General features: G+C 63.0%; 25 protein-coding genes. 16 read left to right on the top strand and 9 right to left on the bottom strand.

Annotated elements, in window-relative coordinates; all coding sequences use genetic code 11:
• The first annotated feature begins 3 nt into the window (after positions 1 to 3).
• Entirely contained in the window at positions 4 to 1539 is a 1536-nt protein-coding gene (locus tag FJW05_RS20940; RefSeq protein WP_140635349.1) for an MFS transporter, read from the top strand.
• Positions 1540 to 1589: 50 nt separating this feature from the next.
• Here FJW05_RS20940 and FJW05_RS20935 read toward each other — a convergent pair whose 3' ends face one another.
• Both FJW05_RS20935 and FJW05_RS20930 read right to left on the bottom strand, forming a co-directional pair.
• Positions 1590 to 2366 (bottom strand): alpha/beta hydrolase-fold protein, encoded by a 777-nt coding sequence (locus tag FJW05_RS20935; protein WP_140543518.1) that lies wholly within the window; start codon positions 2364 to 2366, stop codon positions 1590 to 1592.
• Between the two features lie 4 nt (positions 2367 to 2370).
• On the bottom strand, positions 2371 to 3537 hold the full coding sequence (locus FJW05_RS20930; RefSeq protein WP_140635347.1) for an ATP-grasp domain-containing protein: 1167 nt from the start codon (positions 3535 to 3537) through the stop codon (positions 2371 to 2373).
• Positions 3538 to 3992: 455 nt separating this feature from the next.
• Here FJW05_RS20930 and leuA point away from each other — a divergent pair, with 455 nt between their 5' ends.
• From leuA to FJW05_RS20905, 4 genes are all read left to right on the top strand, one after another.
• Positions 3993 to 5723, top strand: a complete 1731-nt coding sequence (leuA, locus tag FJW05_RS20920; RefSeq protein WP_140635343.1) for a 2-isopropylmalate synthase — start codon at positions 3993 to 3995, stop codon at positions 5721 to 5723.
• 328 nt (positions 5724 to 6051) lie between these two features.
• Positions 6052 to 7839 carry a hypothetical protein gene (locus tag FJW05_RS20915; RefSeq protein WP_140635341.1) on the top strand — a complete coding sequence of 596 codons (1788 nt, stop codon included), beginning with the start codon at positions 6052 to 6054 and terminating at the stop codon, positions 7837 to 7839.
• Positions 7840 to 8043: 204 nt separating this feature from the next.
• Positions 8044 to 8847 carry an alpha/beta fold hydrolase gene (locus FJW05_RS20910; protein ID WP_140635481.1) on the top strand — a complete coding sequence of 268 codons (804 nt, stop codon included), beginning with the start codon at positions 8044 to 8046 and terminating at the stop codon, positions 8845 to 8847.
• 132 nt (positions 8848 to 8979) lie between these two features.
• Positions 8980 to 9597, top strand: a complete 618-nt coding sequence (locus FJW05_RS20905) for a hypothetical protein (protein WP_140635339.1) — start codon at positions 8980 to 8982, stop codon at positions 9595 to 9597.
• Here the strand turns inward: FJW05_RS20905 and FJW05_RS20900 are convergent.
• Positions 9587 to 10522: a metallophosphoesterase gene (locus FJW05_RS20900; protein WP_140635337.1), complete on the bottom strand. Its 936-nt coding sequence runs from the start codon at positions 10520 to 10522 to the stop codon at positions 9587 to 9589. The two genes, FJW05_RS20905 and FJW05_RS20900, sit on opposite strands and share 11 nt — an antisense overlap.
• 170 nt (positions 10523 to 10692) lie before the next feature.
• Here FJW05_RS20900 and FJW05_RS20895 point away from each other — a divergent pair, with 170 nt between their 5' ends.
• A complete protein-coding gene (locus FJW05_RS20895; RefSeq protein WP_140635335.1) occupies positions 10693 to 11196 on the top strand; it encodes an NUDIX domain-containing protein in 504 nt (167 codons plus the stop codon).
• On the opposite strand, the gene FJW05_RS20890 is transcribed toward FJW05_RS20895, so the two are convergent.
• A complete protein-coding gene (locus FJW05_RS20890; protein ID WP_140635333.1) occupies positions 11197 to 12183 on the bottom strand; it encodes a glutathione S-transferase family protein in 987 nt (328 codons plus the stop codon).
• 326 nt (positions 12184 to 12509) lie between these two features.
• Here FJW05_RS20890 and FJW05_RS20885 point away from each other — a divergent pair, with 326 nt between their 5' ends.
• From FJW05_RS20885 to FJW05_RS20860, 6 genes are all read left to right on the top strand, one after another.
• On the top strand, positions 12510 to 13115 hold the full coding sequence (locus FJW05_RS20885; protein ID WP_140635331.1) for an N-acetyltransferase: 606 nt from the start codon (positions 12510 to 12512) through the stop codon (positions 13113 to 13115).
• 26 nt (positions 13116 to 13141) lie between these two features.
• The gene (locus tag FJW05_RS20880) at positions 13142 to 13903 is read left to right on the top strand and encodes a 3-hydroxyacyl-CoA dehydrogenase (protein WP_140635329.1); all 762 of its coding nucleotides are present in this window, start codon (positions 13142 to 13144) and stop codon (positions 13901 to 13903) included.
• A 4-nt stretch (positions 13904 to 13907) separates the two neighbouring features.
• Entirely contained in the window at positions 13908 to 15095 is a 1188-nt protein-coding gene (locus FJW05_RS20875) for a CaiB/BaiF CoA-transferase family protein (RefSeq protein ID WP_140635327.1), read from the top strand.
• A gap of 36 nt (positions 15096 to 15131) precedes the next feature.
• Positions 15132 to 15902, top strand: coding sequence for a HugZ family protein (locus tag FJW05_RS20870; RefSeq protein ID WP_140635325.1), 771 nt, complete (start codon positions 15132 to 15134; stop codon positions 15900 to 15902).
• A 158-nt stretch (positions 15903 to 16060) separates the two neighbouring features.
• On the top strand, positions 16061 to 16399 hold the full coding sequence (locus tag FJW05_RS20865) for a metalloregulator ArsR/SmtB family transcription factor (protein WP_095766438.1): 339 nt from the start codon (positions 16061 to 16063) through the stop codon (positions 16397 to 16399).
• Between the two features lie 55 nt (positions 16400 to 16454).
• Positions 16455 to 17270 carry an RNA methyltransferase gene (locus FJW05_RS20860; protein WP_140543496.1) on the top strand — a complete coding sequence of 272 codons (816 nt, stop codon included), beginning with the start codon at positions 16455 to 16457 and terminating at the stop codon, positions 17268 to 17270.
• Positions 17271 to 17286: 16 nt separating this feature from the next.
• On the opposite strand, the gene FJW05_RS20855 is transcribed toward FJW05_RS20860, so the two are convergent.
• Together FJW05_RS20855 and FJW05_RS20850 are read right to left on the bottom strand one after the other, a co-directional pair.
• The gene (locus FJW05_RS20855) at positions 17287 to 18429 is read right to left on the bottom strand and encodes a hypothetical protein (protein ID WP_140543494.1); all 1143 of its coding nucleotides are present in this window, start codon (positions 18427 to 18429) and stop codon (positions 17287 to 17289) included.
• A gap of 134 nt (positions 18430 to 18563) precedes the next feature.
• The gene (locus tag FJW05_RS20850; protein WP_224514585.1) at positions 18564 to 19100 is read right to left on the bottom strand and encodes an EipA family protein; all 537 of its coding nucleotides are present in this window, start codon (positions 19098 to 19100) and stop codon (positions 18564 to 18566) included.
• A gap of 383 nt (positions 19101 to 19483) precedes the next feature.
• Between FJW05_RS20850 and FJW05_RS20845 the strand changes: the two genes are divergently transcribed.
• A complete protein-coding gene (locus tag FJW05_RS20845; protein ID WP_095766435.1) occupies positions 19484 to 20113 on the top strand; it encodes a histidine phosphotransferase family protein in 630 nt (209 codons plus the stop codon).
• Positions 20114 to 20334: 221 nt separating this feature from the next.
• Complete coding sequence (locus FJW05_RS20840; protein ID WP_140635323.1) at positions 20335 to 20703, top strand: response regulator; 369 nt, start codon at positions 20335 to 20337, stop codon at positions 20701 to 20703.
• A 132-nt stretch (positions 20704 to 20835) separates the two neighbouring features.
• Here the strand turns inward: FJW05_RS20840 and ctrA are convergent, their stop codons facing one another.
• Complete coding sequence (gene ctrA, locus FJW05_RS20835) at positions 20836 to 21531, bottom strand: cell cycle two-component system response regulator CtrA (protein WP_006203583.1); 696 nt, start codon at positions 21529 to 21531, stop codon at positions 20836 to 20838.
• A gap of 449 nt (positions 21532 to 21980) precedes the next feature.
• Here ctrA and FJW05_RS20830 point away from each other — a divergent pair, with 449 nt between their 5' ends.
• A complete protein-coding gene (locus FJW05_RS20830) occupies positions 21981 to 22358 on the top strand; it encodes a flagellar export protein FliJ (RefSeq protein WP_040989842.1) in 378 nt (125 codons plus the stop codon).
• A gap of 82 nt (positions 22359 to 22440) precedes the next feature.
• Here the strand turns inward: FJW05_RS20830 and FJW05_RS20825 are convergent, their stop codons facing one another.
• Positions 22441 to 22842: a helix-turn-helix domain-containing protein gene (locus tag FJW05_RS20825; RefSeq protein ID WP_140635321.1), complete on the bottom strand. Its 402-nt coding sequence runs from the start codon at positions 22840 to 22842 to the stop codon at positions 22441 to 22443.
• A gap of 92 nt (positions 22843 to 22934) precedes the next feature.
• On the opposite strand from FJW05_RS20825, the gene FJW05_RS20820 reads away from it, so the two are divergent.
• The gene (locus FJW05_RS20820; protein WP_140635319.1) at positions 22935 to 23861 is read left to right on the top strand and encodes an NADP-dependent oxidoreductase; all 927 of its coding nucleotides are present in this window, start codon (positions 22935 to 22937) and stop codon (positions 23859 to 23861) included.
• 66 nt (positions 23862 to 23927) lie between these two features.
• Here FJW05_RS20820 and FJW05_RS20815 read toward each other — a convergent pair whose 3' ends face one another.
• Positions 23928 to 24203 carry a DUF1153 domain-containing protein gene (locus FJW05_RS20815; protein ID WP_006203587.1) on the bottom strand — a complete coding sequence of 92 codons (276 nt, stop codon included), beginning with the start codon at positions 24201 to 24203 and terminating at the stop codon, positions 23928 to 23930.
• Positions 24204 to 24547 lie beyond the last annotated feature (344 nt).

Here is a 24547-nt window from a genome sequence, read left to right as displayed (position 1 = left end):
TCCATGACTTTGATGACCAGAACCGGCCCGGCCGGCAGATGGCTCGTGCTGCTGTCGGTTTGCCTCGCTGCCATGACGATGCCGTTGAGCTTCACCGGTCCCGCCGTGGCGCTGTCCCGCATTGCCGCCGAGCTCGGCGGCAGTCCGATCGAGCTCAATTGGGTGACCAATGCCTTCATGCTGACCTTCGGCGCCGGCCTCATGGCGGCCGGAGCGTTGGCCGACAACCTTGGCCGCAAGCGGATTTTTCTCGCCGGCCTCGCTGCCTATGTCCTTGCCGCGCTGGGCTGCATGCTGGCGCCAGGTATCGTCTGGTTCGACCTGTTCAGGGCCCTGCAAGGCATAGGCGGCGCCGCCGCTTTTGCCGGCGGTGCCTCTGCGCTTGCGCAGGAATTCGACGGGCAATTGCGTCTGCGCGCCTTCAGCTTTCTCGGCACCAGCTTCGGCATCGGCCTTGCCTTCGGCCCTGTTGCCTCCGGCCTGCTCATCGACGCGTTCGGCTGGCGCGCGATCTTTCTTCTGGTGGCGGTGCTTGGCGTTGCCGCCGCCGCGCTTGGCCTGCGCGCCGTCGCCGAATCACGCGACCCGGATGCAACCGGGCTCGACTGGACAGGAGCCGGCACCTTTACCATCGCGCTTGCCGCGCTGACCTGCGGCGTGCTGCAGGCGCCCCAGAGCGGTTGGGCCAATCCCCTCGTTATCGCCCTTCTCGGCGTGGCTGCCATCTTCTTTGCCGCCTTCGTCATTGTCGAGCGGCGGGTGCGTCGGCCGATGCTGGACCTGACACTGTTCCGCTTCCCGCGTTTCGTCGGCGTGCAGTTCCTGGCCGCCGCCCCTGCCTATGCCTTCGTCGTCCTGCTCGTGCTCCTGCCGATCCGCTTCATCGGCATCGAGGGGATGAGCGAGATCGAGGTGGGGCAATTGATGATCTGCCTGTCCGGGCCGCTGCTGATCTTGCCGCTGCTGGCCGGCCAGGCGGCACGCTGGATCGCCCCGGCCACCATCTGCGGTGTGGGCCTCCTCGTCGCCGCGGGCGGCCTGGTCTGGCTCAGTCGCGTGCCGGTGGCGGACAACGCGCTGCTGCTCCCGCTGATCTTGATCGGCATCGGCATCGCCTTGCCCTGGGGGCTGATGGACGGACTTGCCGTCAGCGTCGTGCCGAAGGAACGCGCCGGCATGGCGGTCGGCATATTCAACACCACCCGCGTCGCCAGCGAGGGCGTGGCCCTGGCGATCGTCATGGCGGCCTTGTCCGGTTTCACGGCCACGCAGCTTAGCGCTCAAGGACTGGCCTCGCCTGCCGAAGCGGCCGCGGCGGCACAGCTACTGGCAACCGGCAATATCAGCGAAACGGTGCAACATCTGCACTTGGCCGACGCCAGCGCCCTGGTCCAAGCCTATGAAACGGCTTTCGACCGGCTGCTCATCGTGCTGGCGACGATCACCGTGCTCACCGCCATCGTCGTCTTCCTCGGCTTGCGTCGCGGATCGGCGTCGGAACAAGATGTCGCGCCTGTCGCGGCCTGCCAGGAGAGTTAGCCGTCAGGAAACCCATTTGCCGGCCTGGCTCACCTGAATATCAACGCACCTCAGTCCAATCTGTGCATCAGATCGTCATCCAGCCAGCGGCCGAAGAAATAGACGAGCTGCTTGTGCCACCACGGCCAGTCATGGCTGACGTCGCCGCCCCAATAATCGACCCAGGCCGGGATCGATTTGTCGCGCAGCACCTGTTCCAGCTCGCGCGTCTCGACCAGCATGCGCTCTTCCCAGGCGCCCTGGCCGCAGCAGAAGATCAGCCTGAGCGCCCTGAGCCGCCCGAGCAGCTTCTGGTCGACGATGCCGGGCAGATAATCGAGCGGCGAGTTGAAATAGATATTGCCTTCCAGCGCGCGGCCGAAAAAGTCGCGCGCCGAATAGACGCCGGACAGCGAGATCACCCCGCTCGCCAGCTCCGGGAAGCGGAACACGAAATTGGATGAGTGGTAGCCGCCCATCGAGCAGCCGCAAAACAGCGGCTTCAAAACGCGGCCGCCGTTGGACTTGCCGGCAACCGCCTGCAATTCCGGCAGCGCTTCTTCGCGCACATAGCGGAAATAGGCTTCGTGGCGGGCGATGCGCTGCGCCGGGTCGGCATGCTTGTCGAAGAAGGATTCCGAGTCGATGCCGTCGAGCGTGAAGAGCTGGATGCGGCCGGTGTCGATGAAGTCGGCAAGCGCCGCGACGCCTCCCGAATCCTCGAACTGATAGAACCGCCCTTGCGAGGTCGGGAACACCACCACCGGACGCCCGGCATGGCCATAGCGCTTGTATTCCATGTCTCGGCCGAGATTGCGGACATGGTCCTTGTGATAGGAGACGTCCATCGGCTCAGGCCTTTTCCGCGTGGATGTAGTCGACCGCCTGGCGCAGCGCCTTCGGATCCTTCGAACGCATCTGGTAGGCGTAATTGCCCATGGCGCGGCTGAAGACCTCTTCGATAGCCTGATGGTGGACGATCTTGTCGCCGTGGGCGGCTAGCACGTCCGCATGGCTGTGCAAATAGTCGATGTGGCGTTTGCGGCTGGCATAGGCGGTGAAATACTTGCCCTTGTAAGGGCCCCCGGCGGCATTCTTGACCACCATGTCGGCCCAGGCGGCATAGACGTCGATATCGAAGGTGTAGTTGATGGCGTCGGTCATCCAGGCGCCGGGAGGGCGCATATTGACCTCGAGCGCGATGACGCGTTTGTCGCTGGTTTCGAACAGCTCGATATGGAAGAAGCGCTCGCGCACGTCGAACGCCTTGAGGATCTTGCGGCCCGCCTCCTCGACTTCCGGGCTGATCTCGGGAAAGCAGGTGTAGCTCATATGGTGGTCGCGGTTGACCGCCTCCATGATGCTCTGATCGTAACGGTGGCTCGCCGTCAGCACCACTTCGCCGTCGCGGTTGACCAGGCCGTCGAAGGTCACCACCAGCCCTTCTATGAACTGCTCCATGACGAAGGTCACACCCTCCGGCTTGTCCTTGAAGAACTGGTCGAGCTCCTTGGCGTTGGAGATCTTGAAGGTGTTCGAGGCGCCGGAGCCGGAATCCGGCTTGACCACCACCGGAAAGCCAACGCGGCGGATGAAGGTCATGGCGCCGGCGCGGTCGGAGCATTTGCGCTGCGGGATGGTCTCCACGCCGCTCTTGCGGAAGAAAGCGCGCATACGGCTTTTCCGCTTCAAATTCTTCACGAAGTCGAGCTTGGTGCCGAAGATGTTGAAATCAGTGCGGATATTGGCTTCAAGTTCGAGCCAATGCTCGTTGAGCGACTCGAAGCGATCGATGCGGCCCCATTTGTGGATGAAGTGCCCCATCGCCCGGAAGACGACGTCGTAATCTTCCATGTCGGCGATGCGGTAATATTCCGAAAGCGCCGCCTTCAGCTTCGCGTTCAAAGTCTCGTAAGGCGCATCGCCGATGCCGAGCACAGTGGCGCCGGCCTTTTTAAGCCGGTCGCAAAAATCGGTGCCGTTGGCCGGGAAATGCGGCGAGAAGAACACGAAATTCATGGACGAACCCCTCCCCGGAGCTTCGCTCGGTAGCCAAGCCTTCGAAACCAAGTCTTCGAAACCAAGTCTGGCGCATTTGCGAGGCGCGGGGAAGGCTGTCCGCGCCGGCGGCGATATTAGGCAAGGCCATTCATCCATGCGTCCCGCTTGCCTCTGCCGGGCCGCTCCTGTAAGAGAGCCGACATGATCACGCGCGTTCGCTCCGTCGCCTCCTCTCGCACCGGCTTTGCCGGCGAGACCGCGCGCGCGCTCGCCTCGACCCTGCTTCTTCTCGGCCTTATCGGCGATCGCCGGGTTCGCTGAAGGAGCGCCCGGCGGTCGAAACCGCCGCTCAAGGCGCATGCTCCTTGGCCAGACTTTGGCAAAGTCACATCAAGCGAACGAATTTTTGGTAGAGGCGACGCTCGCCACCCATCCGCCTGAAGCGGGCATGCGGGCCGCCGGGAGAAACGACGATGAACGCACGAGAAGAAATCCGCGCCGGCGAGGCTGAAAACCGGAAGCGCGCGGCCGGCCACATGCCGGATGCAGCACGTAAATACCAATCCTACTCGACGGTCGGCCTGACCGACCGCACCTGGCCGAATAAGACTATCGACAAGGCGCCGATCTGGTGCTCGGTCGACCTGCGCGACGGCAACCAGGCGCTGATCGACCCGATGGGTCATGAGCGCAAGGCGCGCATGTTCGCCATGCTGCTCGATATGGGCTTCAAGGAAATCGAGATCGGCTTCCCCTCGGCCTCGCAGACCGATTTCGACTTTGCCCGCTGGTGCATCGATGAAGGCGGCGTGCCGCAGGATGTATCGCTCCAGGTGCTGGTGCAGTGCCGGCCCGAGCTGATCACGCGGACGTTCGAGGCGCTGAAGGGCGCGCACCGCCCGATCGTGCATTTCTACAATTCGACCAGCGAGCTGCAGCGCCGGGTCGTGTTCGAGAAGGATGTCGCCGGCATCAAGCGCATCGCCACCGACGCCGCCAAGATGATCACCGACATGGCCGCCAAGGCCGGCGGCGGCTACCGCTTCGAGTATTCACCGGAGAGCTTCACCGGCACCGAGCTCGAAGTCGCGCTGGAGATCTGCAACGCCGTCACCGAGATCGTGAAGCCGACGGCTGACAACAAGCTGATCATCAACCTGCCATCGACGGTCGAGATGTCGACGCCCAACGTCTATGCAGATCGCATCGAATGGATGTGCCGCAACCTCGACGCCAGAGAGAACCTGATCGTCTCGCTGCATCCCCACAACGACCGCGGCACCGGCATCGCCACCACCGAGCTCGGCCTGATGGCTGGCGCCGACCGCGTCGAAGGCACGCTGTTCGGCAATGGCGAACGCACCGGCAATGTCGATATCGTCACGCTGGCGCTCAACATGTTCACCCAGGGCGTCGATCCGGAGCTCGACTGCTCCGACATCAACCGGATGAAGGACGTCTACGAATATTCGAACCAACTGAAGATCCCGGAACGTCACCCTTATGTCGGCGAGCTCGTCTACACGGCTTTCTCCGGCTCGCACCAGGACGCCATCAACAAGGGCATGAAAGCTCTGAAGAAGGCCAACACCCCAATCTGGGAAGTGCCCTATCTGCCGATCGATCCGGCCGATGTCGGCCGCACCTACGAGGCGATCATCCGCATCAACTCGCAGTCCGGCAAAGGCGGCATCGCCTACGTGCTGCAGGCAGATTACGGCCTCAACTTGCCGCGCAATCTGCAGATTGAATTCAGCCAGGCGATCCAGGCGATCACCGATGCGGAAGGCAAGGAAGTGCCGGCCAGGCGCATCCATGAACGCTTCCTCGAAACCTATGTCGACCAGCCCGGCGCGCGGCTGAAGTTCCTCGACCATCGCACCTATCCCGACACTGCGGTGAAGGGCCGGCGCATGGTCGAAGCGGATATTCTCGACAACGGCAAGGAAGTGACCATCACCGGCTCGGGCACCGGCCCGATCGACGGCTTTGTCGATGCGCTCTCGCGCCATGTCGGCGTCGACATGTCGGTGCTCGACTATTCCGAGCATTCATTGCAGCGCGGCTCCAACGCCTCGGCGATCTCCTATGTCGAGATGGAGTATCCGGGCGGCAAACTGTTCGGCGCCGGTATCAACACCAACATCGTCGCCGCCTCGCTGGAGGCCGTCGTTTCGGCCGCCAACCGGATCATCGGCGGCTAGAGCAAATTCCGGGAAAAGTGTGAAGCGGTTAGGCTCGGCGGTTTCGCCGTAGCCTTCCGTCCGGAATTGCGGTCAAAAACAAAAAATTGAGCGGTTCACCGATCCGCGAAACGGTGAACCGCTCTAGCCGGATGATCTGATTCAGCGATGGAGCTGGCGCATTCCACCTTGCGCCACGCTTCAGAAGCGGATGCGAACATGCCATTCGTTAACCGCCTGAGGAATTTCCGGTGGCTTACGCGATCACATAATAGAAGCATCCTTGTGCGCCGGCGCGAGCACTATATTATCGCTCCCTAACCTGTGCCGACTTCGAAAGGATCGACACTTGGAGCATGCCCCGCCTGCCGCCCCCGCAGTGCGCGAGACATTGGAGCGACTGCTTGCCAGCGAAACGTTCGGACGATCCGAGCGTGCCCGCAGGCTATTACGCTATCTGGTTGAACGCGAGCAGGCCGGCGAGGCGGACAGGCTGAAAGGCGTTTCCATCGCCATGGACGTCTTCGGCAAGGACGGCGATTTCGACGCCTCCACCGATGCCGTGGTCAGGGTTCAGGCCGGTCGTCTGCGCGAGCTCCTGGAGCAGTATTTCGCCAATGAAGGTGTCGCCGAGCCGGTGCGCATCGCGATCCCGCGCGGCGGTTATGTCCCGTCCTACGAGCCGAACGCGATCCGCCTGCCTGGCGACGCCAGGTCCGCCTCCAAGACCATCGCGCAGCGGCCCGACGCTTCGGCCGCAGCCACTCCGGCCGCAACCGAACATCTCGACACCTCTGCCCCGGGCGAACCTGTAGCGTTGATGGCACCGGCAGCACCCGCCCAGTCGCTCACGCGGCAATTGCGGTTCTTCTGGGCTGCCATGGCTCTGGTCATTGTCATGCTCGGCGTGCTCATCGTGCGTCAAGGCAATGCCTTCCTCAACGGCGGCGACACTGCAGCGACAGTCGAGACGGCGCGCCTGGCCGGCACCGCCCAGTCCGGATTCGACTCCCTGCCGCTGATCTACATCGCAGTTAAAGCCGACGGAGCGGAGGCGGCTCGCGTCGCGTCGTCGCTGCGCGCCGGGCTTGCGGGTTTCGACACCATCGATTTCATCGGGCGCGATGCGGATTCGACGCGTGATCGGTCCGCCGATCCGATCAGTTTCGTTTTCGAAATTGTTCCCGGGCCCGCTGCCGGCGACGTCACGGTGGAGTTGCAGAGCGTCGGGACCGGGCGGGTGCTCCTGTCGCGCAACCTTACATCAGCCGAGAGCGCCCCTGGCGCGGTGGAAGGCAACGTCGCCAGCCTTCTCACCTCGACCGTTCCCGCTTCGGGCGCGATCTACAGCTACATCGACCAGAGCGACATCCGGACCAGCCAGATCGGGTGCCTGGTGCTCGACGACCGCTATTATCTCGACATGAGCGCCCAGACGCACGAAATTGCGTATCGCTGCCTGGAGAAGCTGGTCGGCGAAGGCACCAAATCGTCGCTTGTCTACGCGGAGCTGGCCGCGCTTCATGTGGAAGCCGTCACCGCGCACTATGCCTATCCACCGGAAGCGACGCTCGAAAAGGCCATGTCGCTTGCCCACCGCGCCGTCCAGATGGGACCGATGAGCCCGCACGCGCATCGCGCCTTTGGCTACCTCAACTCGCGTCTCGGCAACACGGACGAAGCGACCCGATTGATGCGAAAGGCCTACGAGCTCAACCCGTACGACCTCGGCATGGCCGCCGCCTATGGCTACGGGCTGATCTTCGCCGGCAAATATGATGAGGGAACGCCGATCCTGCGCCACGCGGTCGAAGCCTTCAGCGGCCATCCGACCTGGTGGGATTATGGCCTTTTCGTCGGAGCCTTCATGCAGGGCGATATGAAAAGGGCGGCCATCGCCAGCGAATCGCTGCGCACGACGGCATCAAAGTCGCATTACCTGGCCGCGCGCCTGATCGGCGCCAGGATTTCGGGACGCGACAAGCTGGCGGGCGAGCTTGCCAACGAGCTCACCGCACAATTCCCGAAGTTCGCCGCCGACCCGCGCGCGACATTCGTCGATCGCAAATACCCAGCGGATCTCACCGATCGGCTGGTTCAATCCTTGCGGGCCGCCGGGATCGGCAACCCGAGCTAATCCAACTCTCCACACTCATTTGGGCCACACGAATGCCGGAGCACCAAAGTATGACGCTGTGATCCGCCATATATTAGGACATTCTTGCGTATCGAGCGCCTGACGGGGCGCTCGGTCGCGAAAATTTTACTGGCCATCAATCCGGTTCGGGAGCAATTCAGCCACAATTTGAAGCCCCTGCCTTGTTCACCGCCCCATTTTTTCATGCGTCCATTCCCTTATGCCGTCGAAAGCGGCGCCGGTCCGAGGACAATCGTCCTTCTGCACGGGTTCGGAGCCAGTGGTGATATCTGGCGTGACGTCGCGGCCTCGCTGGCGGCGGAGGCGAGAGTGTTGGCCTACGATCTGCCGGGCCATGGACAGTCCCTGGAAAGCGAAGGCCTGGGCGGCGCCAAGCCGGCCGCGCGAGCCATCCTCGCCGATCTGGCCGCTCGCCGGTTGGGCAAGGTCCATCTCGTCGGTCACTCCATGGGCGGCGCGATCGCCACATCGATGGCGCTTGCCGACCCCGACAGGGTGGCCTCGCTTACGCTGTTGGCGCCCGGCGGTTTTGGCCCGGAAATCAACGCAGACTTGCTGCGCCGCTACGCCGCCGCTGCCGGGAGGAAACAGGTCCGCGCCAGCCTTGCCGCCATGTCGGGTCCGCGAAGCGTGCCGCCTGATCACGTGGTGGATGCACTCTGCCGGATGCGCACCCGACCGGGCCAGTTGCAGACCCTGATCGATATGGCGGCCGCGATGACGAGAGATGACCGGCAAGGGATCATCCCCCGCGCGCAGTTGGATACGCTTGACATGCCGGTCATGGTCGTTTGGGGAGCGGAGGATCCGCTGCTGCCGGTCGAGCAGGCCGAGGCGCTGCCGTCGCATTTCCATCTGCATCATGTCCTTGACGCAGGTCACATGCTGGTCGAGGAAGCTCCTGACCTGATCGCCGAAATCGTGCGTCGCAACGTGCGGCGGCGCGGCAGACGGTTGCGTCCACCGCTGGACGCTTCGGCGGGTTGATCTCTCCCGGACCGATCTCGAAATACCGTAACCGCTTCCGTCGGACCGCGACAGTCGCGCGGGTCGTCGTCGGCAGTGCATTTTGCCGGCGACTGTGGTAACTCGCTGTTAACCAACAGTGAGGCAGCCGCCATGAAGGATGCAGGCGACAAAATCACCCCGATCGAACCGTCGCGAAAGCTCGCCGATGCCGTACGCGACGTCAAGAACGCCTTTGCCGACCGCGATGACGTGGTCGTCGACATGCGCGAGGCGCACCGCATGCGGCTCGATCTGCTGGCGAGCGAGCTTGCCCCGGTCTTTGCCGATGTCCCGGCCGATATGGACAGCTTCGACTTCGCCGTCTCGTCCGGCCTGCAGCCGCGGCTATGGATCGATGCGGTGAGCCACGTCGCCATGGGACGCGACCGCCGCACTTATCGTTTCCTTAGGGATACGCGCGTCGGCCGCGTGGTGCTGGCCGAATCGACCGAGATGAAAGCCGTTGCCGATGCAGTGACGCGCTACGTGGCCGAGCGTGTCGTCGAGCGGCAGCGCATGATGGAAGGGAGCGTGGAGAGCGCCGTTCGCGGCTTGCATCGCCCCATGGTCCAGGAAGCGGAGCCGCCCATCCGATCCGAAAGCGGCCGCAATGGCTGGACGACCTTCTTCGCCGGCCTCGGCCTGATCGCCGCAGGCGCCCTTGTCGGCCTGGCGGTTTCGCTGGCGTTGTTTTGGGACCGCATCATGCAGATGAAGATCAGCTTCTGACGAGCTGGCGCGCCGTGCCGGCAGGCACATCGAGGTCCATGGCCTGCAGGTCGGCAGGCGGCAGGGCTGGCCCCGTCAGCCCGCGCCGGATCAACCGAAGACGCCAGTCGCCCTTTTCACCGTCGATCTCGAAGATGTTGTATTGCGCCGGCGGGTGTTTGCCGCCGGGCGCTTGGCCCGCGGCGGCAACCCCGACCACGGGCACCTTGGCGCCCCGTGCGCCGATGGTGAACAGTGACGGCAGATGCGAATGCCCGTGCAGGACGAGTTCCGCGCCATGCCGGCGAATGACCTTGTGAAAGCGCGTGATGCCGAACAGCCGCTTATGCTGCGGGACGGCGCCGCGCACCGGAGGGTGGTGGATCATGATGGCGCGGAACAGCCCTTGCTCCGCGGCATCATCGAGAATCTTGGCGAGCCGCTCGGCCTGCCCTTCCATGAAGAAGCCGTTGGCCATGAAGGGCGCGGTGGCGCGCGCCGTGGTGACGCCGATCAGCGCGACATTGCCGCGCACACGCAGATACGGAAACGAATTGCGGTCGACCGGACTGTTGACGCCGTCGCCCGTCATCCAGGGAGCCCACGACCGGCAGACCTTGTCGAAGGCGCCCGGCACATAGGCGTCATGATTGCCGGGGACCACGGAAACGTCATGCGGCGATCCAAGCGTCTCCAGCCAGTGCTTGGCCATCTCGATCTCGCCGTCGAGCGCCAGGTTGACGAGATCGCCGGTGACGGCGAGGTGGTCGGGTGCGCCGGCCTTGATGTCGGCGACGATGGTGTCGATCACCGCGTCGTGCATATGGCGGCGGCGATTGCGCTGCCAGTTGACGTAGCCCAGCACGCGCTTGGAGGCGAGGTCGCGATAGGTTACATCGGGCAGCGGTCCCAAATGAGCATCGGAAATATGCGCGAGCCTGAACATGGCCCCTTCTTAAGCGACGCCGACGAGGCTTTCCACTCACCGTTTGCTGTTCGCCCAAGCAGGTTCTGCAAAAATGTCCCACGGTTTTGCGGCCAGCGCCTGCGAAGAACAGGGAAAGCCAAGCAGACGTTCGTGGGGCAACCCACGAACATCTGCTTGGGGATCGTTGAATGAATCGCCCGGCCGATCCTGACGCGGCATTCCGCCAGACCGGCTGGCCGGGGTTGCGGGCAAGGCTGTTCCATTTTTACTTCCTGCTGCGCCGCCCGATGACGCTTGGCGTGCGCGGCCTGGTCTATGACCGTGCCTCCAACTCAGTCTTCCTGATCCGCCACACCTATGTTCCCGGTTGGCAATTGCCGGGCGGCGGCGTCGAGGTCGGCGAGACCCTTGAGGAAGCGCTGGCGCGCGAGCTGGCCGAGGAAGGCAACATCGCTCTGACCGCTCCGCCGGTGCTGAGATCGATGCACTTCAACCGCCGCCCCAGCAAGCGCGACCATGTCGGCCTTTATCTGATCGAATCCTTCAGCCAGACGGCGCCGAAACTGCCGGACCACGAGATCGCCGAAGCGGGTTTCTTCCCGATCGACCGCCTGCCGGAGGGCACGACGCCGGCAACGCTGCAGCGGATAGCGGAGATTTTTGGCGGCGAGCGTAACTCGGCTTACTGGTAATCACGCCGCCTTCCTGAACCTGTTGCGGTCATGCGGCGCGGCATAATCAAGCTCCGGCCCTGCCGGGACGATTCCCGTCGGGTTGATCGATCTGTGGCTGCCGTAATAATGCGCCTTGATGTGATGCAGGCTGACCGTGCGCGCGACGCCGGGCACCTGATAGAGATCGCGCAGATAGTTCGACAGGTTCGGATAGTCGGCGATGCGGCGCAGGTTGCATTTGAAGTGGCCGACATAGACCGGATCGAAACGAACCAGCGTCGTGAACAGCCGCCAGTCGGCCTCGGTGATGCGTTCGCCGGTCAGATAGCGCTGCTGCGAAAGCCGCTCTTCGATCGTATCAAGCGCCGTGAACAATTCGCCGAACGCTTCCTCATAGGCTTTCTGCGTGGTGGCGAAGCCGGCGCGATAGACGCCGTTGTTGATCGCCGGATAAACCAGCGCATTGATCCTGTCGATTTCCACGCGTAGCACCGCTGGATAGAAGTCGAGACCGGCGTCGCCCCATTCGTCGAAGGCGGAATTGAGCATGCGGATGATCTCGGATGACTCATTGTTGACGATGGTCTCTTGCCCTTTGTCCCACAGCACCGGCACCGTCACGCGGCCTGAATATGCCGGATCAGCCTTGGCATAGACCTGGTGAAGGAAATCGAGGCCGTAGAGTGTGTCGCCCGTAGCGCCGTCCTCGGCTTTGAAGGTCCAGCCGTTCTCCCCCATGAAATGGTGCACCACGGAGACGGAGATGATGCCCTCCAGCTTCTTCAGGACGCGAAAGATCAGTGTGCGATGCGCCCATGGGCAGGCGAGCGACACGTAGAGGTGATAGCGGCCGGGTTCCGCCTTGAAGCCGCGCATGCGGCCTTGCACCGGCGCGCCGTCGCGCGTGATCCCATCGCGCCATTGCGACTCCGTTCGCACGAACCGGCCGCCGCTGTCGGTGTTGGGCGCGCGATTCTGCCATCTGCCTTCAACCAGCAATCCCATGCGGAAAATCTCCCTGTGGTTCGATACTATCTAGGTTGATGACCGGGCTGGCGAAGCCCTCAGCGGATGAACAGTTCGTCAAACGACGAACCAGTTCGTCAAATGACCAACCGCTCCGGAGACGGATAAGTTCGTCATGGACGCAAAGAAAGCCTGAAAGCACCGATTGCAGCGGCCCAAAATTGATGCTAGCGGAGGCGCCCATGTTCGACTTTGCCTCGATCCGGATCGACCGACGACGAAAGGGCGCCCGCGCTTAAGAAGCGTTGACTGGCGAACGCTGCCGCTTTGCAGCAAACCTTCCTCGATACCGGAACGCAAAGACCATGAGCCTTGCCGACGTGAAATACCTGCCGGAGACTCCGGCGCATGACCCTGAAATCGAAGCCATCAACGACGAGGCCTTCGGTCCGGGTCGTTTCGTGCTTGCCGCCTACAAGATCCGCGAGTCGGGAGGACATGACCGCTCGATGTCCTTCGTCGCCGTCAAGGACGGTACGGTCATCGCTTCGGTGCGCATGACGCGCGTGGCAGCGGGCGCCGGACGAGCCATGATGCTCGGCCCGCTTGCGGTGCGCCCCGCCTACAAGAATCTCGGTATCGGCCGCAAGCTGGTCGTGATCGCGCTGGAGGCGGCCAGGACGGCCGGCGCGCCCGCCGTTATCCTGGTTGGCGATGAGCCATACTACGGACCGCTTGGCTTCAAGCGCTTTCCGCGCGGGCAGATCACCATGCCGCGCCCGGTCGATCTCGACCGGTTGCTGCATCACGAAATCAAGCCCGGCGCCGTCGCTCGCTTTGCCGGCGATGTCTGCCACGCCAACATGACGAGGGTTGCGGAACTTGTCCCGGCCCCGGCGCGGTCGGCCGCTACCGGGCAGGCATCTGTCGACCCGCCTGTAGCTGTTGCGCCTCCTTTGCGCGCTTCGTAGCATAACCCGGTTCCTGGGAGGCTTGCATGAACCCGAACGGCCAGATCGCGATCGTCACCGGCGGCGGGTCGGGCCTTGGCGAGGCGACGGCGCGAGCGTTGGCGGCCAAGGGCGCCCGTGTCGCCATCCTCGACCTGGACATCGAGCGCGCGGCGAAAGTCGCGGCCGACATCGGCGGCATTGCCGTCCGATGCGATGTCGGCAGCGGCGACAGCGCCACCGCCGCGATCGCCGAAGTGGCTGAAAAGGTCGGGCCGCCGCGCATCCTGGTCAATTGCGCCGGCATCGCCATCGGCATGAAGACGATCGGCAAGGACGGACCGCATCCGCTCGACCAGTATCGCAAGGTGATCGAGATCAACCTGGTCGGCACCTTCAACATGATCCGCCTCGTCGCCGACCGGACGGCAAAACTCGATCCGCTCGCCGGCGGCGAGCGCGGCGTCATTGTCAACACCGCCTCCGTTGCCGCCTATGACGGCCAGATCGGGCAGGCCGCCTATGCGGCTTCCAAGGGCGGCGTCGTCGGCATGACGCTGCCTGTGGCTCGCGATCTGGCGCGATCCGGCATTCGCGTCTGCACCATCGCGCCCGGCATCTTCAAGACGCCGATGATGGCCGGCATGCCGCAGGAGGTGCAGGATTCGCTCGGCGCTTCCGTGCCCTTCCCGCCGCGGCTCGGCGAGCCGTCCGAATATGCGTCGCTCGCCCTCCACATCGTCGAGAACCAGATGTTGAACGGCGAGACCATCCGCCTCGACGGCGCTATCCGCATGGCGCCGAAATAGCGGGATGTCTGGCTCGCCGACAGGCGCCGGGGCTTCCACCGGAAAGACCGGGCCGCTCGCCGGCCTGAAAGTGATCGAGATGGCCGGGCTTGGCCCGGTGCCGCTTGCCGCCCTGATGCTGTCCGAAATGGGTGCCAAGGTGCTGCGCATCGAACGCGCCGATGCCGGTCAGCCGCTTCTGAGCCTGCCCGAACAATACGATCTCGACCGCCACGGCCGTTCCATCCTGAAGCTCGACCTGAAGAACCAGGCGGGCGCGGAACTGCTGCTGCGCCTCGCGGCAGGGGCCGACGTGCTTGTCGAAGGCTTCCGCCCCGGCGTGATGGAGCGGCGCGGCCTCGGGCCGGATGCCGTTCTGCAGCGCAATCCGGCGCTGATCTATGGCCGCTTGACCGGATTCGGACAGGACGGGCCGCTGTCCGGGCGTGCCGGGCACGACATCACCTATCTCGCTTATGCGGGCCTTTTGCATGCGATCGGCAGACAGGACGCGCCGCCGGTGCCACCGCTCAACCTCGTCGCGGATCAAGGCGGCGGCGCCATGATGCTGATTGCCGGCGTGCTCGCCGCTCTTTTCCAGCGTTCGCGCAGCGGAAAGGGCCAGGTGGTCGATGCCTCGATGATCGAGGGAGCCTCGATGCTCGCCGCACCCATCCACGCCTATATGGCGGCGGGTCTCTGGAGCGACAGGCGCGGCGAGAACCTGCTCGACTCCGGTGCGCCGTTCTACGATACATATGAGACGGCGGACGCAAGGCACATTGCCGTCGGCTGCCTCGAACCGCGCTTCTTCGCCGAGTTCGCCAGGCTGCTGCCGCTCGACGAGCATTTTGTCCGCAGCCAGTATGAAAAGTCATCGTGGCCCGCGATGCGCGCCGCCATCGCCGGCCGGATCAAGGAGAAGACGCGCGACGAATGGGCCACGCTTTTCACCGTGACCGACGCTTGCGTGGCGCCCGTGCTGTCCCTGGTCGAAGCCAGGAACCATCCGCACAACCGCGCCAGGAGAAGCTTTGTGAGGTCCGGCGAGCTCGACCGCCCGGCGCCGGCGCCGCGTTTCTCGCAAAACCCGCAGACGCTTTCCGCGGCGCCGGACGTCGCAGATCGCGAGCCTGCGGACATATTGACCCGTTTCGGCGTGAGCGAAGACGAAATCGCAGCCCTTGCAAAGGCAGGTGTACTCGGCCGATAACCGGAGAACCAAAATCAACTTATCTCGGGTGAACCTGTGACCGAACCGAAGAAGGATGTCATCCGCGAGACCGACGCCGAGGCGATCAGGCTGGCGAAAACCCTGATCCGCTCGGCGCGGTTCGGCGCGCTCGCGGCGATCGAGCCTGGCACCGGCGCGCCGCTGGCAAGCAGGGTTGGCGTCGCCACCGACATCGACGGCGCGCCGTTGATCCTGATCTCGATGCTGTCCGCCCACACCGGGGCGTTGCTCGCCGATCCGCGCTGTTCGCTGCTGCTTGGCGAACCCGGCAAGGGCGATCCGCTGGCGCATCCGCGCATCAGCCTGGCATGCCGGGCCTTGCGGCTGGAGCGGGGATCGGCCGATCAGATCCGAGCTGAACGTCGCTATCTCAACCGCAATCCGAAGGCGAAGCTCTATGCCGGGCTCGGCGACTTCTCGTTCTTCCGGCTCGAGCCCGAGCGCGCCAGCCTGAATGGCGGCTTCGGCAAGGCCTTTCTTCTCGACCGTGATGATTTCATCACCGATCCCGCCGCTATCGACGAGTTCGCCGGCAGCGAGCAGGCCGCACTCGATCACATGAATACCGACCATCGCGACGCGCTTGCTCTTTACGCCCGTCATTTCGGCCGCGCCGAAGGCGACGGCTGGATCGTCACCGGTTTCGACCCCGATGGCATGGATCTCGCCGTCCCCGATGCGACCTGCAGGATTTTCTTTCCCCGGCCTTTGCAAAGCGCGCGCGAATTGCGTTCGGTGCTTGTCGAGATGGCCAAAACGGGACGTGCGGCCGAGCAAGAGCGATAGTTGATCGCGCGCCGGCAAAAGCAACGCTTGAGATTTAGATGAAATGATCTACCTTTGTAGTGGCGCTGATTCAGCAGCGCCTATCGACATCTGAACATCGTGGAATCAGGCGCCATTGCCCCCTGGCGTCTGGATGAGCCAGGACCCTTGGGGGATCTATGATCTCAAATAAGCTAATCGCCAATGCGGAATCGGCGGCCGCCTTTCTCACGCTCATGGGCAACGAAAAGCGCTTGTTGATCATGGCTCACCTGATCGACGATGAAATGTCGGTCGGCGCCATCGCCGAGAAGGTGCAACTCAGCCAGTCCGCGCTGTCGCAGCATCTCGCCAAGCTGAGGGCGCTCGATCTCGTCGAGACCCGGCGCGACCGCCAGATGATTTACTATTCCTGCAAATCCGAGGCGGTGCGGGAATTGCTGCGCATGCTGGAAGGCATTTTCGGCGACGGCGACCTTTCACAGATGGCTTATCGGTTGCGCCGCGCCGGGGCTTGACCCGCGCCATCCAAAGCCCCTTATCTCGCTGGCAATTTTTGCCGGCGAGATTTGGATGAACCTCATCCCCATCGACGATCCTCGGGACCCGCGCGTCGCCGCCTATCTCGACATCCGCGAGCGCGACCTCGTCGGCCGGCATGGTCGCTTCGTCGCCGAAGGCAAGGTCGTGCTGGACCTTCTTCTGTCGAGCGGACGCTTCGCCGCCGAGTCTGCCCTCATCCTCGAAAACAGGCTGGCTGGCGTGCAGGACATCTTGCGCAAGGCGCCCCCGGGTTTTCCGGTCCATGTCGCCGCCGGCGAGGTCATGGACCAGATCGCCGGCTTCCACATGCACCGCGGCATCCTGGCGATCGGCTTGCGTGGCGATCCGGCACCCGCCGAGATTCTGATGGAAACCTTGCCCCGGCGTGCCTTGGCCGTCGTCCTGGTCGGCATATCCAATCACGATAATATGGGCGCGATCTTCCGCAATGCGGCGGCCTTCGGCGCCGACGCGGTGCTGCTCGACCAGACGTGCTGCGATCCGCTCTACCGCAAGGCAATCCGTGTTTCGGTCGGTGCGGCGCTGAAGGTTCCCTTCGCGTCCTTCGGCGACACCGGAACGTTCACCGCGACACTCGATCGGCTTGGCTTCGCCCAGTTCGCACTATCGCCGAGCGGCACCACCGACATCCGGGCCGCGCCACATTCGGCCAGGCTGGCGCTCTATCTCGGCACCGAAGGCGAAGGCCTGCCGCAAGACCTGCTTGCCCGGTTGCACACGGTGCGGATCGGCATGGCGGAAGATTTCGACAGCCTGAACGTCGCCGCCGCGTCGGCCATCGCGCTGCATCACTTTTCAAGGGCCGCTGATCCGCCGGCCGGATAGCGGGAACACCTCTTGTTCAGTTGGACGAACCGGCCTTCTGCAAAGCCCTGACACGATCGGCAAGGCTGACGCCGCGCCCATTTTGCTGCCCCTCGCCCGCCAAGGCCTTCGCGATAGGCGAGTCCGGCCCGTCGAGCTTCATCGTCAGATTGACCACCTCGGCTGCCAGTTCGTTCATTTGTTGGCGGAGACCGGCGCCGGAGCGTGCGTCGCCCGCCGATTCGGGCATTGCCGCGCCCGACGCGGCGGCAAGATCGGCCTTCAGCCGCTTGTTCTCGCGCGCCAGCGCCGTCAGCCTCGCCTCCAGCCGTTCCCGATCGCCATCGAGCCTGGCGATTGCCTTGTCGACATCGTCGCCTTTCGCATCCGTTCCGGCAGCCGGCCGCGCAACGCCGGTTGCAGCGCTCTCCTTCGAACGTTCGCGCATTCGGGCGAGATCCTTCTCGCGGCGGTCGAGCTTTTCCTCGCGGTCGGCAAGCGTCGCGAGCAGCCGCTCGACCTTCTTGTCCAGCTCGGCCGTTTTCTTCTTCTCCGCCTTCAGCGCTTCGCGTGCGGCCTTGCTTTCCGACGCGACCTCCTGATTGCGTCGGTCCGCCTCCCTGCGCTGGCCTTTGAGCAACGCGATGTCACTGGCCAGCTTTTCCAGCTCCGATTCGCGGGCAACCAGCTCGATCTGCCGGTTCGAGGACGAGAAGCTGGCGTCGTCATACATCTGCTCGAGCTTCTGCAACTCCAGCGCGCGCTTCCCCAACGCCCGCTCCGTCTGCGCGTGCTTCTCCGCCAGGCGGTGCAACTCCTCCTCGCGCTGCCTGAGCTCCGCAGTCTTGGCCTGCAGATCGGAAAGCGCCTGGTTCTTGTCCTTTTTCTCGACCGCGAGCTCCTTCAAAGCCTCGTTCGCGCGGCCGATCTCCACCAGCTGCTCAGCGACCTTTTCCTGAAGGTTCTTGACGGTTATCTCCAGCCGGCGCGTCGTCATGGCATATTCCGCCCGCACCCGGTCCTTGTCTGCCTGGATTTCGGCCGGCGTCAGCGGCAGCGAAGCCTCGAGGCGCCTGCGCGTCAGGACAACGGCTCGCCGCCAGACCGCCGGCGCGACCAGCGACGCCAGAAAAACGGCGCAAAGGAAACCGAGTACGAAGAACAGAACCGACTGGACCAAGGCGTGCTATCCACTTTACGGCGCGGCAATCGCTGGATTGTGCCAGCTTGGCATGGCGGAAATTCAACGCCGCGGCAAGAGCTTGCCGCGGCGCGATTAGCACTGTCCGAGCGATCGTAGCGAGCGCAATCCGATCAGAACGGGTTCCAGGTCGGCCTTTCGGTGAGCTTCAGATAGCCGAGATTGACTCCCAGACGAGCGCCGACGCCGGTGCGGATCGGCACGAGCAGCACCCGGTTGCTCTGCAGCACGTTGAAGCCAACGCCGGCGATGACATAGGCTGAGCCGGCAACGCCGCCGAAGCGGTTATAAAGGCTGCTGATGTCGTCGAGGTTATAGACCAGCATCATCACCCGGGACCCCTCGCCGCCGAAATCCCAGCCGAGCGAAGGGCCTTGCCAGAACACCTTATGGTCGCCGGCGTTCTTGGTGTAGAGCGTCCCTTCGCCATAGGTCAGGCCGCCGATCAGGGCGCCGGATCCTTCCTCGCCGAGCAGGTAGCCATTGGGCAGGCCGTAGGAGGCGAAGATCTTCTCGACGACGGTGGCCAGGCCGCCGGATGTCTCGCCGAAGAATTTATGACCGGAGTCGACGATTTCCTGAGCGGTGTACTGCTGAGCCCGCGATGCCGAGGTCGAAAGGACCAAAGCTGCCAGGAGTGTGATGGTCATGGTGAGGACGCGGACGAACGTCCGGTCGTAGTATCGGGAAAACATGCTTCCAATCTCCGTCAGGGAGCACTTTCGCCGACGCCTCGCACCCCTGCGGCTCTTGCCGGCCGTTCGGGGTGGCTATCACTGGCAAATTATGCCGTAATCCTTTTTCAACCATTAAGCTCCCACACGAAGATGGCGGTTCGAAGGCTGGGCTTTTGCCGCTGCGGCGGGTTTCCTCCCGCGAACACACCATTTTCGCCGTCGATGATTTTGGATTTGTTGATGCGCGCTCGGGCCCTGTGTATTCAGAAAGCCTTGGAAAAGAGCGTGATTCGTGGGGGCAGGCGCGAAGACGGTCGCTCGGCCATGAACAAATGACTTAAGCAGGGATTTCGCCGATGGCCGAGCTTTTCACCCTTTCCGCGCCAGATCTCGCGGCGCTGCTTTGCAGCCGTGTCTGCCACGACATCATTTCGCCGGTCGGCGCAATCAACAACGGCCTCGAGCTGCTCGACGAAGGCGGCGCCGACGAAGACGCCATGAAGCTCATTCGCCAGAGCGCCAAGAACGCCTCGGCGCGATTGCAGTTTGCCCGCATCGCCTTCGGCGCCGCGGGTTCCGCCGGCATGATGATCGACACGGGCGATGCCGAGGCCGTGGCCATCGCCTTCTTGAAGAACGAAAAGCCGGAACTGCTGTGGAACGGCCCCCGTGCGCTGCTTCCTAAGAACAAGGTCAAGCTGCTGCTCAACCTCATTCTCGTCGCCAACGCGGCCATACCGCGCGGCGGCAAGCTGGTGGTCACGCTGGAAAGTCTCGAAACCGAGCCCCGTTTTTCGCTGTCGGCCAGTGGCCCGATGCTGCGCGTGCCGCCGAAATTCCTCGAACTGCATTCCGGCCACAAGCCGGAGGAGCCGATCGACGCCCATTCGGTCCAGCCCTATTATACGCTGCTTCTGGCGCGCGAGGCCAATATGACGATCTCGATCCACGCGACCGCCGAGGAGATCGTGCTGACGGCTGCCTAAGAAAAACTGAAGTATCTTTATTGCTAATATTTTTGCTGGCGGCGCAGATTGAGCAATGCCAGCCGCGATCCATGTAATCGCGCTGCGGGGCCAAGGCCGCGCGATACCGTGTTTGGAAAAACTTTACCTAACGGCTTTTCGGCTTCTTTACCAGATTGGCCTATGGTGCTTTGCGGTCACCCCGAGATTGCGGTTCGGCAGATGGTAAAGAGGACCCGGACATGAAGCGCTGCCTGTTCGTCGATGATTCGAGCGTCATCAGGAAGGTCGCAAAACGCATTCTTGGCGGCTCGGACATGATTGTCGTCGAGGCCTCGACCGGAATCGAGGCTACCGACATTTGCGCCGGCGACATGCCCGATGTCATCGTCATCGACGGTGGTCTTGCCGACGTCCCGGCCGTGGACCTTATTCGCCGCATCCGTGCTATCGAAGCGCTCATCAAGCCGCAGATCCTGGTCTCGCTGGTCGAGGTCGACGTCGCGGCGATCATGCGCGCCAAGCGCGCCGGCGCCCAAGGCTATCTGCTGAAGCCCTTCAACCGCGCGCAACTGCTCGAAAGCTTTCGCGTCCTGAAGATAGCCGCCTGATTCGCCGGAACCGTTTTCAAGCAAAAACCCGGCCTGAGCCGGGTTTTTTTCGTTCGAATCACCTGGATCGCTTATGCGCTCAAGCAAAAACCCGGCCTGAGCCGGGTTTTTCGTTCGAATCGCTGGGATCGCTTATGCGCTGACGCGAATATCTTCCGGCTCGCGCAGCACATAGCCGCGGCCCCACACCGTTTCGATGTAGTTCTGACCGCCGGACGCCGCGTCTAGTTTCTTACGCAGCTTGCAGATGAAGACGTCGATGATCTTCAGCTCCGGCTCGTCCATGCCGCCATAGAGATGATTGAGGAACATTTCCTTGGTGAGCGTCGTGCCCTTGCGCAGCGAGAGCAGCTCCAGCATCTGATATTCCTTGCCGGTCAGGTGCACGCGCTGACCGCCGACCTCGACCGTCTTGGCGTCGAGATTGACCACAAGGTCGCCGGTGGTGATGACCGACTGGGCATGGCCCTTCGAGCGGCGCACGATCGCGTGGATGCGCGCCACCAGCTCGTCCTTATGAAAGGGCTTGGTCATATAGTCGTCGGCGCCGAAGCCCAGGCCGCGCACCTTGTCCTCGATGCCGGCCATGCCGGAGAGGATCAGGATCGGCGTCTTGACCTTGGAAAGGCGCAGCGTGCGCAGGACTTCATAGCCCGACATATCGGGGAGATTGAGGTCCAGAAGGATGATGTCGTAGTCGTAGAGCTTGCCGAGATCGACACCTTCTTCGCCGAGATCGGTCGTATAGACGTTGAAGCTCTCCGATTTCAGCATCAGTTCGATGCTCTGTGCGGTTGCACTGTCATCTTCAATCAGCAGAACACGCATTTCATTCCCCTTTTCTGCTGCCGGACCGTGTCACGACCCGTCCGGGACCCGGAGCAGTGATTGCCTGAACAGAAGGTGCCACCGACTGGTTAACAAATCCTAATTTCGTGCCATCCACGATACCAGATTTTTTAACCCCTTTCTACACCCACTTGAATCTAATAATGAATCACAGACTAAAACCGCTAATGCACCACATTAAAAAGTCAGCCTAAGTGACTCCAGGGACTCGCTGGCCCGGGCTTCCCGCCGCAGCCAGAATTTTTACCCGGCCTTAAGTCCTCGCCCGTATGATTAACAATGCCCGTAAACGAATGGTTACCGCCGGCGAAAATCTTTAGGGCTTTGTTTCCCATAGCCCAGGGAAAGCCGGGGGAAACGGGCGGCGCTTAGGTCTTTCCGGGCGGACTGGACGGTATTGCAGGTGTGCGTTTGCGGAGTATCGAGTCATGAAGTCACGTGAAAACCTCGTTCGACTGAAGCAGTTTCAGGTGAATGAGAAGCGGCGGCAGCTCTTGCAGCTGGACATGATGATCGCCGAGTTCGAGCGCATGGCCGTCGAGCTGGAAGCGCAGATCATCGCCGAAGAGAAAAAAGCCGGCATCACCGACATCAACCATTTCGCCTATCCGACCTTCGCCAAGGCGGCTCGCTTGCGCCGCGACAACCTCAGGAATTCACAAAGCGACCTCGCCCAGCAGCGAAGCACTGCCGAATCATTACTCGGCGAAGCTGAAGCGGAGCTGTCCAAGGCGGAGATGCTGGAATCGCGCGACACCAAGATCCGCGAGGCCGAAACGGGCGGCCGCAGCGCCATGATCGGCTGATCGCCGGGCATAGTCGCAGTCATGCCGGAGACCTGCCGGCATCTTCAGAACCGGCAATCGGCAGAAATCGGCCTCGCTGTCTTCACGGCATAGCGGCCTTCTCGCCGCGATCGGCCGACGCCCTGGTTCGGGCATCCTTGATTTCGGATGCATGCTCTTCCGCCCAGGAGCGGATCTGGCTGAGCAATCCCGCAAGATTCCGCCCAAGCTCCGTCAGTTCGTACTCCACGCGCGGCGGGATTACCGCGAACACCTCGCGCCGCACGAGACCGTCGCGCTCCAGCACGCGCAGCGTCTGAGCCAGCATTTTGGGCGTGATGCCCTCCAGCTTGCGCGCCAGCTCGCCATTGCGCAGCCGGCCGCGCCGCAGCGCGCAGACGGTGAGATAGACCCATTTGCTGGCTAGCATCTCGAGCACCGCATGCGACGGACAGGTGCGCCGGAACGCGTCGTAGCCGCATGGGGATCTGTCTTCGCTATCCATAAGGTGCCTATATATACAAAAGGTACATACTCGACAATTGAATATTACTATCCAAATGATAGCGGGCACATCCACTCGAACAGGAGGCGTTCATGCGTGCCGTTATCCAGACTTCCGTCGGCGGACCCGAGGTCCTTTTCGTGGCCGAGCAGCCCGACCCCGAGCCCGGGCCCGGTGAAGTGCTCGTCCGCGTCAAGGCGGCGGGCCTCAACCCGGTCGACGGCGCCGTGCGCGGCGGGTTCTATCCGCTGCTGGGCGAACCGCCTTTCATCCTTGGCTGGGACATTTCCGGGACCGTCGCGGCGCTCGGAGACGGCGTGACCGCCTTTAAACTCGGCGACGAGGTGTTCGGCATGCCGCGCTTCCCCAAACAGGCCGGCGCCTATGCCGAGCTCGCCGCGGCGCCGGTGGACGAGATCGTCGCGAAACCTGCCGCCATCGACCATGCCCATGCGGCTGCATTGCCGCTGGCCGGGCTGACGGCCTGGCAAGGCCTCGTCCGCCATGGTGGCCTGCAGGCAGCACAACGCGTGCTGGTTCACGCCGGCGCCGGCGGCGTCGGCCATCTGGCGGTGCAGATCGCTAAGGCGCGCGGCGCCTGGGTGGCATCGACCGCCAGTCTGGACAAAACCGACTATGTCCGCTCGATCGGCGCCGACGAGGTGATCGACTACACCAGGGACGATTTCACGGGGAAGGTCGGCAATGTCGATCTCGTGCTGGACCCGATCGGCGGCGACCACGCAGATAAGTCGCTGGAAGTGCTGCGTGACGGCGGCGTTCTGGTGTCGCTGCTCGACGTTCACGACTCCACCAGGGCGAAGGCCAAGGAGCGGAACATCCGCATTGAACGCATGTCTGTAGTGCCAGATCGCGAGGGCCTTGCCGAACTCGCCAGGCTGGTCGATGCCAAAAAGCTGATGCCGCATGTGGCCAAAGCTTTCCCGCTCGACCAGGCGGCGGCCGCCCATGCCTTCCTTGCGACCCGACCCATCGGAAAGGTCGTGCTGACTGTTTGAATGGAAGGCCGCTTCAAAAGCGAAGGGCGCGGAGTCCCGCGCCCTTGCTCGTTTTCGGCCGGCAGCTTAATGCCGGTATTGCTGGATTCGCGTGGTGCGCAGCCCGGCAAGGCCGTATTCGTCGATCGATGCCTGCCAGGAGAGAAATTCTTCGGTGGTGAGCTTGTAGCGCTGGCAGGCTTCCTCAAGGCTGAGCAGGCCGCCGCGCACAGCGGCGACCACTTCCGCCTTGCGCCGGATAACCCAGCGCCGCGTGTTTGTCGGCGGCAGATCGGCGATCGTAAGAGGGCTGCCGTCGGGCCCAATAACATACTTGACTCTAGGTCTAACCAGATCGGTCATCGTACTCTCTACTAAAAACTCAAAGACCCAATCCCCGCCACAGTACCGTCACAGCTTTAAAAATTGCCTAAGCGAACCCTAATGACTAAGTAAGGATCGTGAACGCCCGGTTAGGATTTCGTTTAGAAATTGAAACACCGGCCTCCGGGCCTTGATTTTGCCGGTGAACTCGTCTTGGCCGCAAGCTGGCGCATGCGTGGCGCTTGACCTATATTCCGGCCATTGGCATTGAGCGCCGCACAGTGAAAGCATCATGAACAGCCTCGATCTCCCTCGCCGCCCCGAAGAAACCCGCGTCGTCGTCGCGATGTCGGGTGGTGTCGATTCCTCGGTGGTTGCAGGCA

The sequence above is a fragment of the Mesorhizobium sp. B2-9-1 genome (genome assembly GCF_006439455.1).
Taxonomy (GTDB): domain Bacteria; phylum Pseudomonadota; class Alphaproteobacteria; order Rhizobiales; family Rhizobiaceae; genus Mesorhizobium.
This window is presented reverse-complemented; position numbering and strand designations above follow the sequence as displayed.

Coding starts and splice junctions, on each gene's coding strand:
- ctrA (WP_006203583.1), bottom strand. CDS start 21,531: ATGCGTGTTCTGCTGATTGAAGATGACAGTGCAACCGCACAGAGCATC.
- FJW05_RS20860 (WP_140543496.1), top strand. CDS start 16,455: ATGAACCTCATCCCCATCGACGATCCTCGGGACCCGCGCGTCGCCGCC.
- FJW05_RS20900 (WP_140635337.1), bottom strand. CDS start 10,522: ATGTTCAGGCTCGCGCATATTTCCGATGCTCATTTGGGACCGCTGCCC.
- FJW05_RS20935 (WP_140543518.1), bottom strand. CDS start 2,366: ATGGACGTCTCCTATCACAAGGACCATGTCCGCAATCTCGGCCGAGAC.
- FJW05_RS20905 (WP_140635339.1), top strand. CDS start 8,980: ATGAAGGATGCAGGCGACAAAATCACCCCGATCGAACCGTCGCGAAAG.
- FJW05_RS20885 (WP_140635331.1), top strand. CDS start 12,510: ATGAGCCTTGCCGACGTGAAATACCTGCCGGAGACTCCGGCGCATGAC.
- FJW05_RS20890 (WP_140635333.1), bottom strand. CDS start 12,183: ATGGGATTGCTGGTTGAAGGCAGATGGCAGAATCGCGCGCCCAACACC.
- leuA (WP_140635343.1), top strand. CDS start 3,993: ATGAACGCACGAGAAGAAATCCGCGCCGGCGAGGCTGAAAACCGGAAG.
- FJW05_RS20895 (WP_140635335.1), top strand. CDS start 10,693: ATGAATCGCCCGGCCGATCCTGACGCGGCATTCCGCCAGACCGGCTGG.
- FJW05_RS20830 (WP_040989842.1), top strand. CDS start 21,981: ATGAAGTCACGTGAAAACCTCGTTCGACTGAAGCAGTTTCAGGTGAAT.
- FJW05_RS20840 (WP_140635323.1), top strand. CDS start 20,335: ATGAAGCGCTGCCTGTTCGTCGATGATTCGAGCGTCATCAGGAAGGTC.
- FJW05_RS20820 (WP_140635319.1), top strand. CDS start 22,935: ATGCGTGCCGTTATCCAGACTTCCGTCGGCGGACCCGAGGTCCTTTTC.
- FJW05_RS20845 (WP_095766435.1), top strand. CDS start 19,484: ATGGCCGAGCTTTTCACCCTTTCCGCGCCAGATCTCGCGGCGCTGCTT.
- FJW05_RS20825 (WP_140635321.1), bottom strand. CDS start 22,842: ATGGATAGCGAAGACAGATCCCCATGCGGCTACGACGCGTTCCGGCGC.
- FJW05_RS20850 (WP_224514585.1), bottom strand. CDS start 19,100: ATGACCATCACACTCCTGGCAGCTTTGGTCCTTTCGACCTCGGCATCG.
- FJW05_RS20865 (WP_095766438.1), top strand. CDS start 16,061: ATGATCTCAAATAAGCTAATCGCCAATGCGGAATCGGCGGCCGCCTTT.
- FJW05_RS20910 (WP_140635481.1), top strand. CDS start 8,044: ATGCGTCCATTCCCTTATGCCGTCGAAAGCGGCGCCGGTCCGAGGACA.
- FJW05_RS20875 (WP_140635327.1), top strand. CDS start 13,908: ATGTCTGGCTCGCCGACAGGCGCCGGGGCTTCCACCGGAAAGACCGGG.
- FJW05_RS20880 (WP_140635329.1), top strand. CDS start 13,142: ATGAACCCGAACGGCCAGATCGCGATCGTCACCGGCGGCGGGTCGGGC.
- FJW05_RS20940 (WP_140635349.1), top strand. CDS start 4: ATGACTTTGATGACCAGAACCGGCCCGGCCGGCAGATGGCTCGTGCTG.
- FJW05_RS20815 (WP_006203587.1), bottom strand. CDS start 24,203: ATGACCGATCTGGTTAGACCTAGAGTCAAGTATGTTATTGGGCCCGAC.
- FJW05_RS20930 (WP_140635347.1), bottom strand. CDS start 3,537: ATGAATTTCGTGTTCTTCTCGCCGCATTTCCCGGCCAACGGCACCGAT.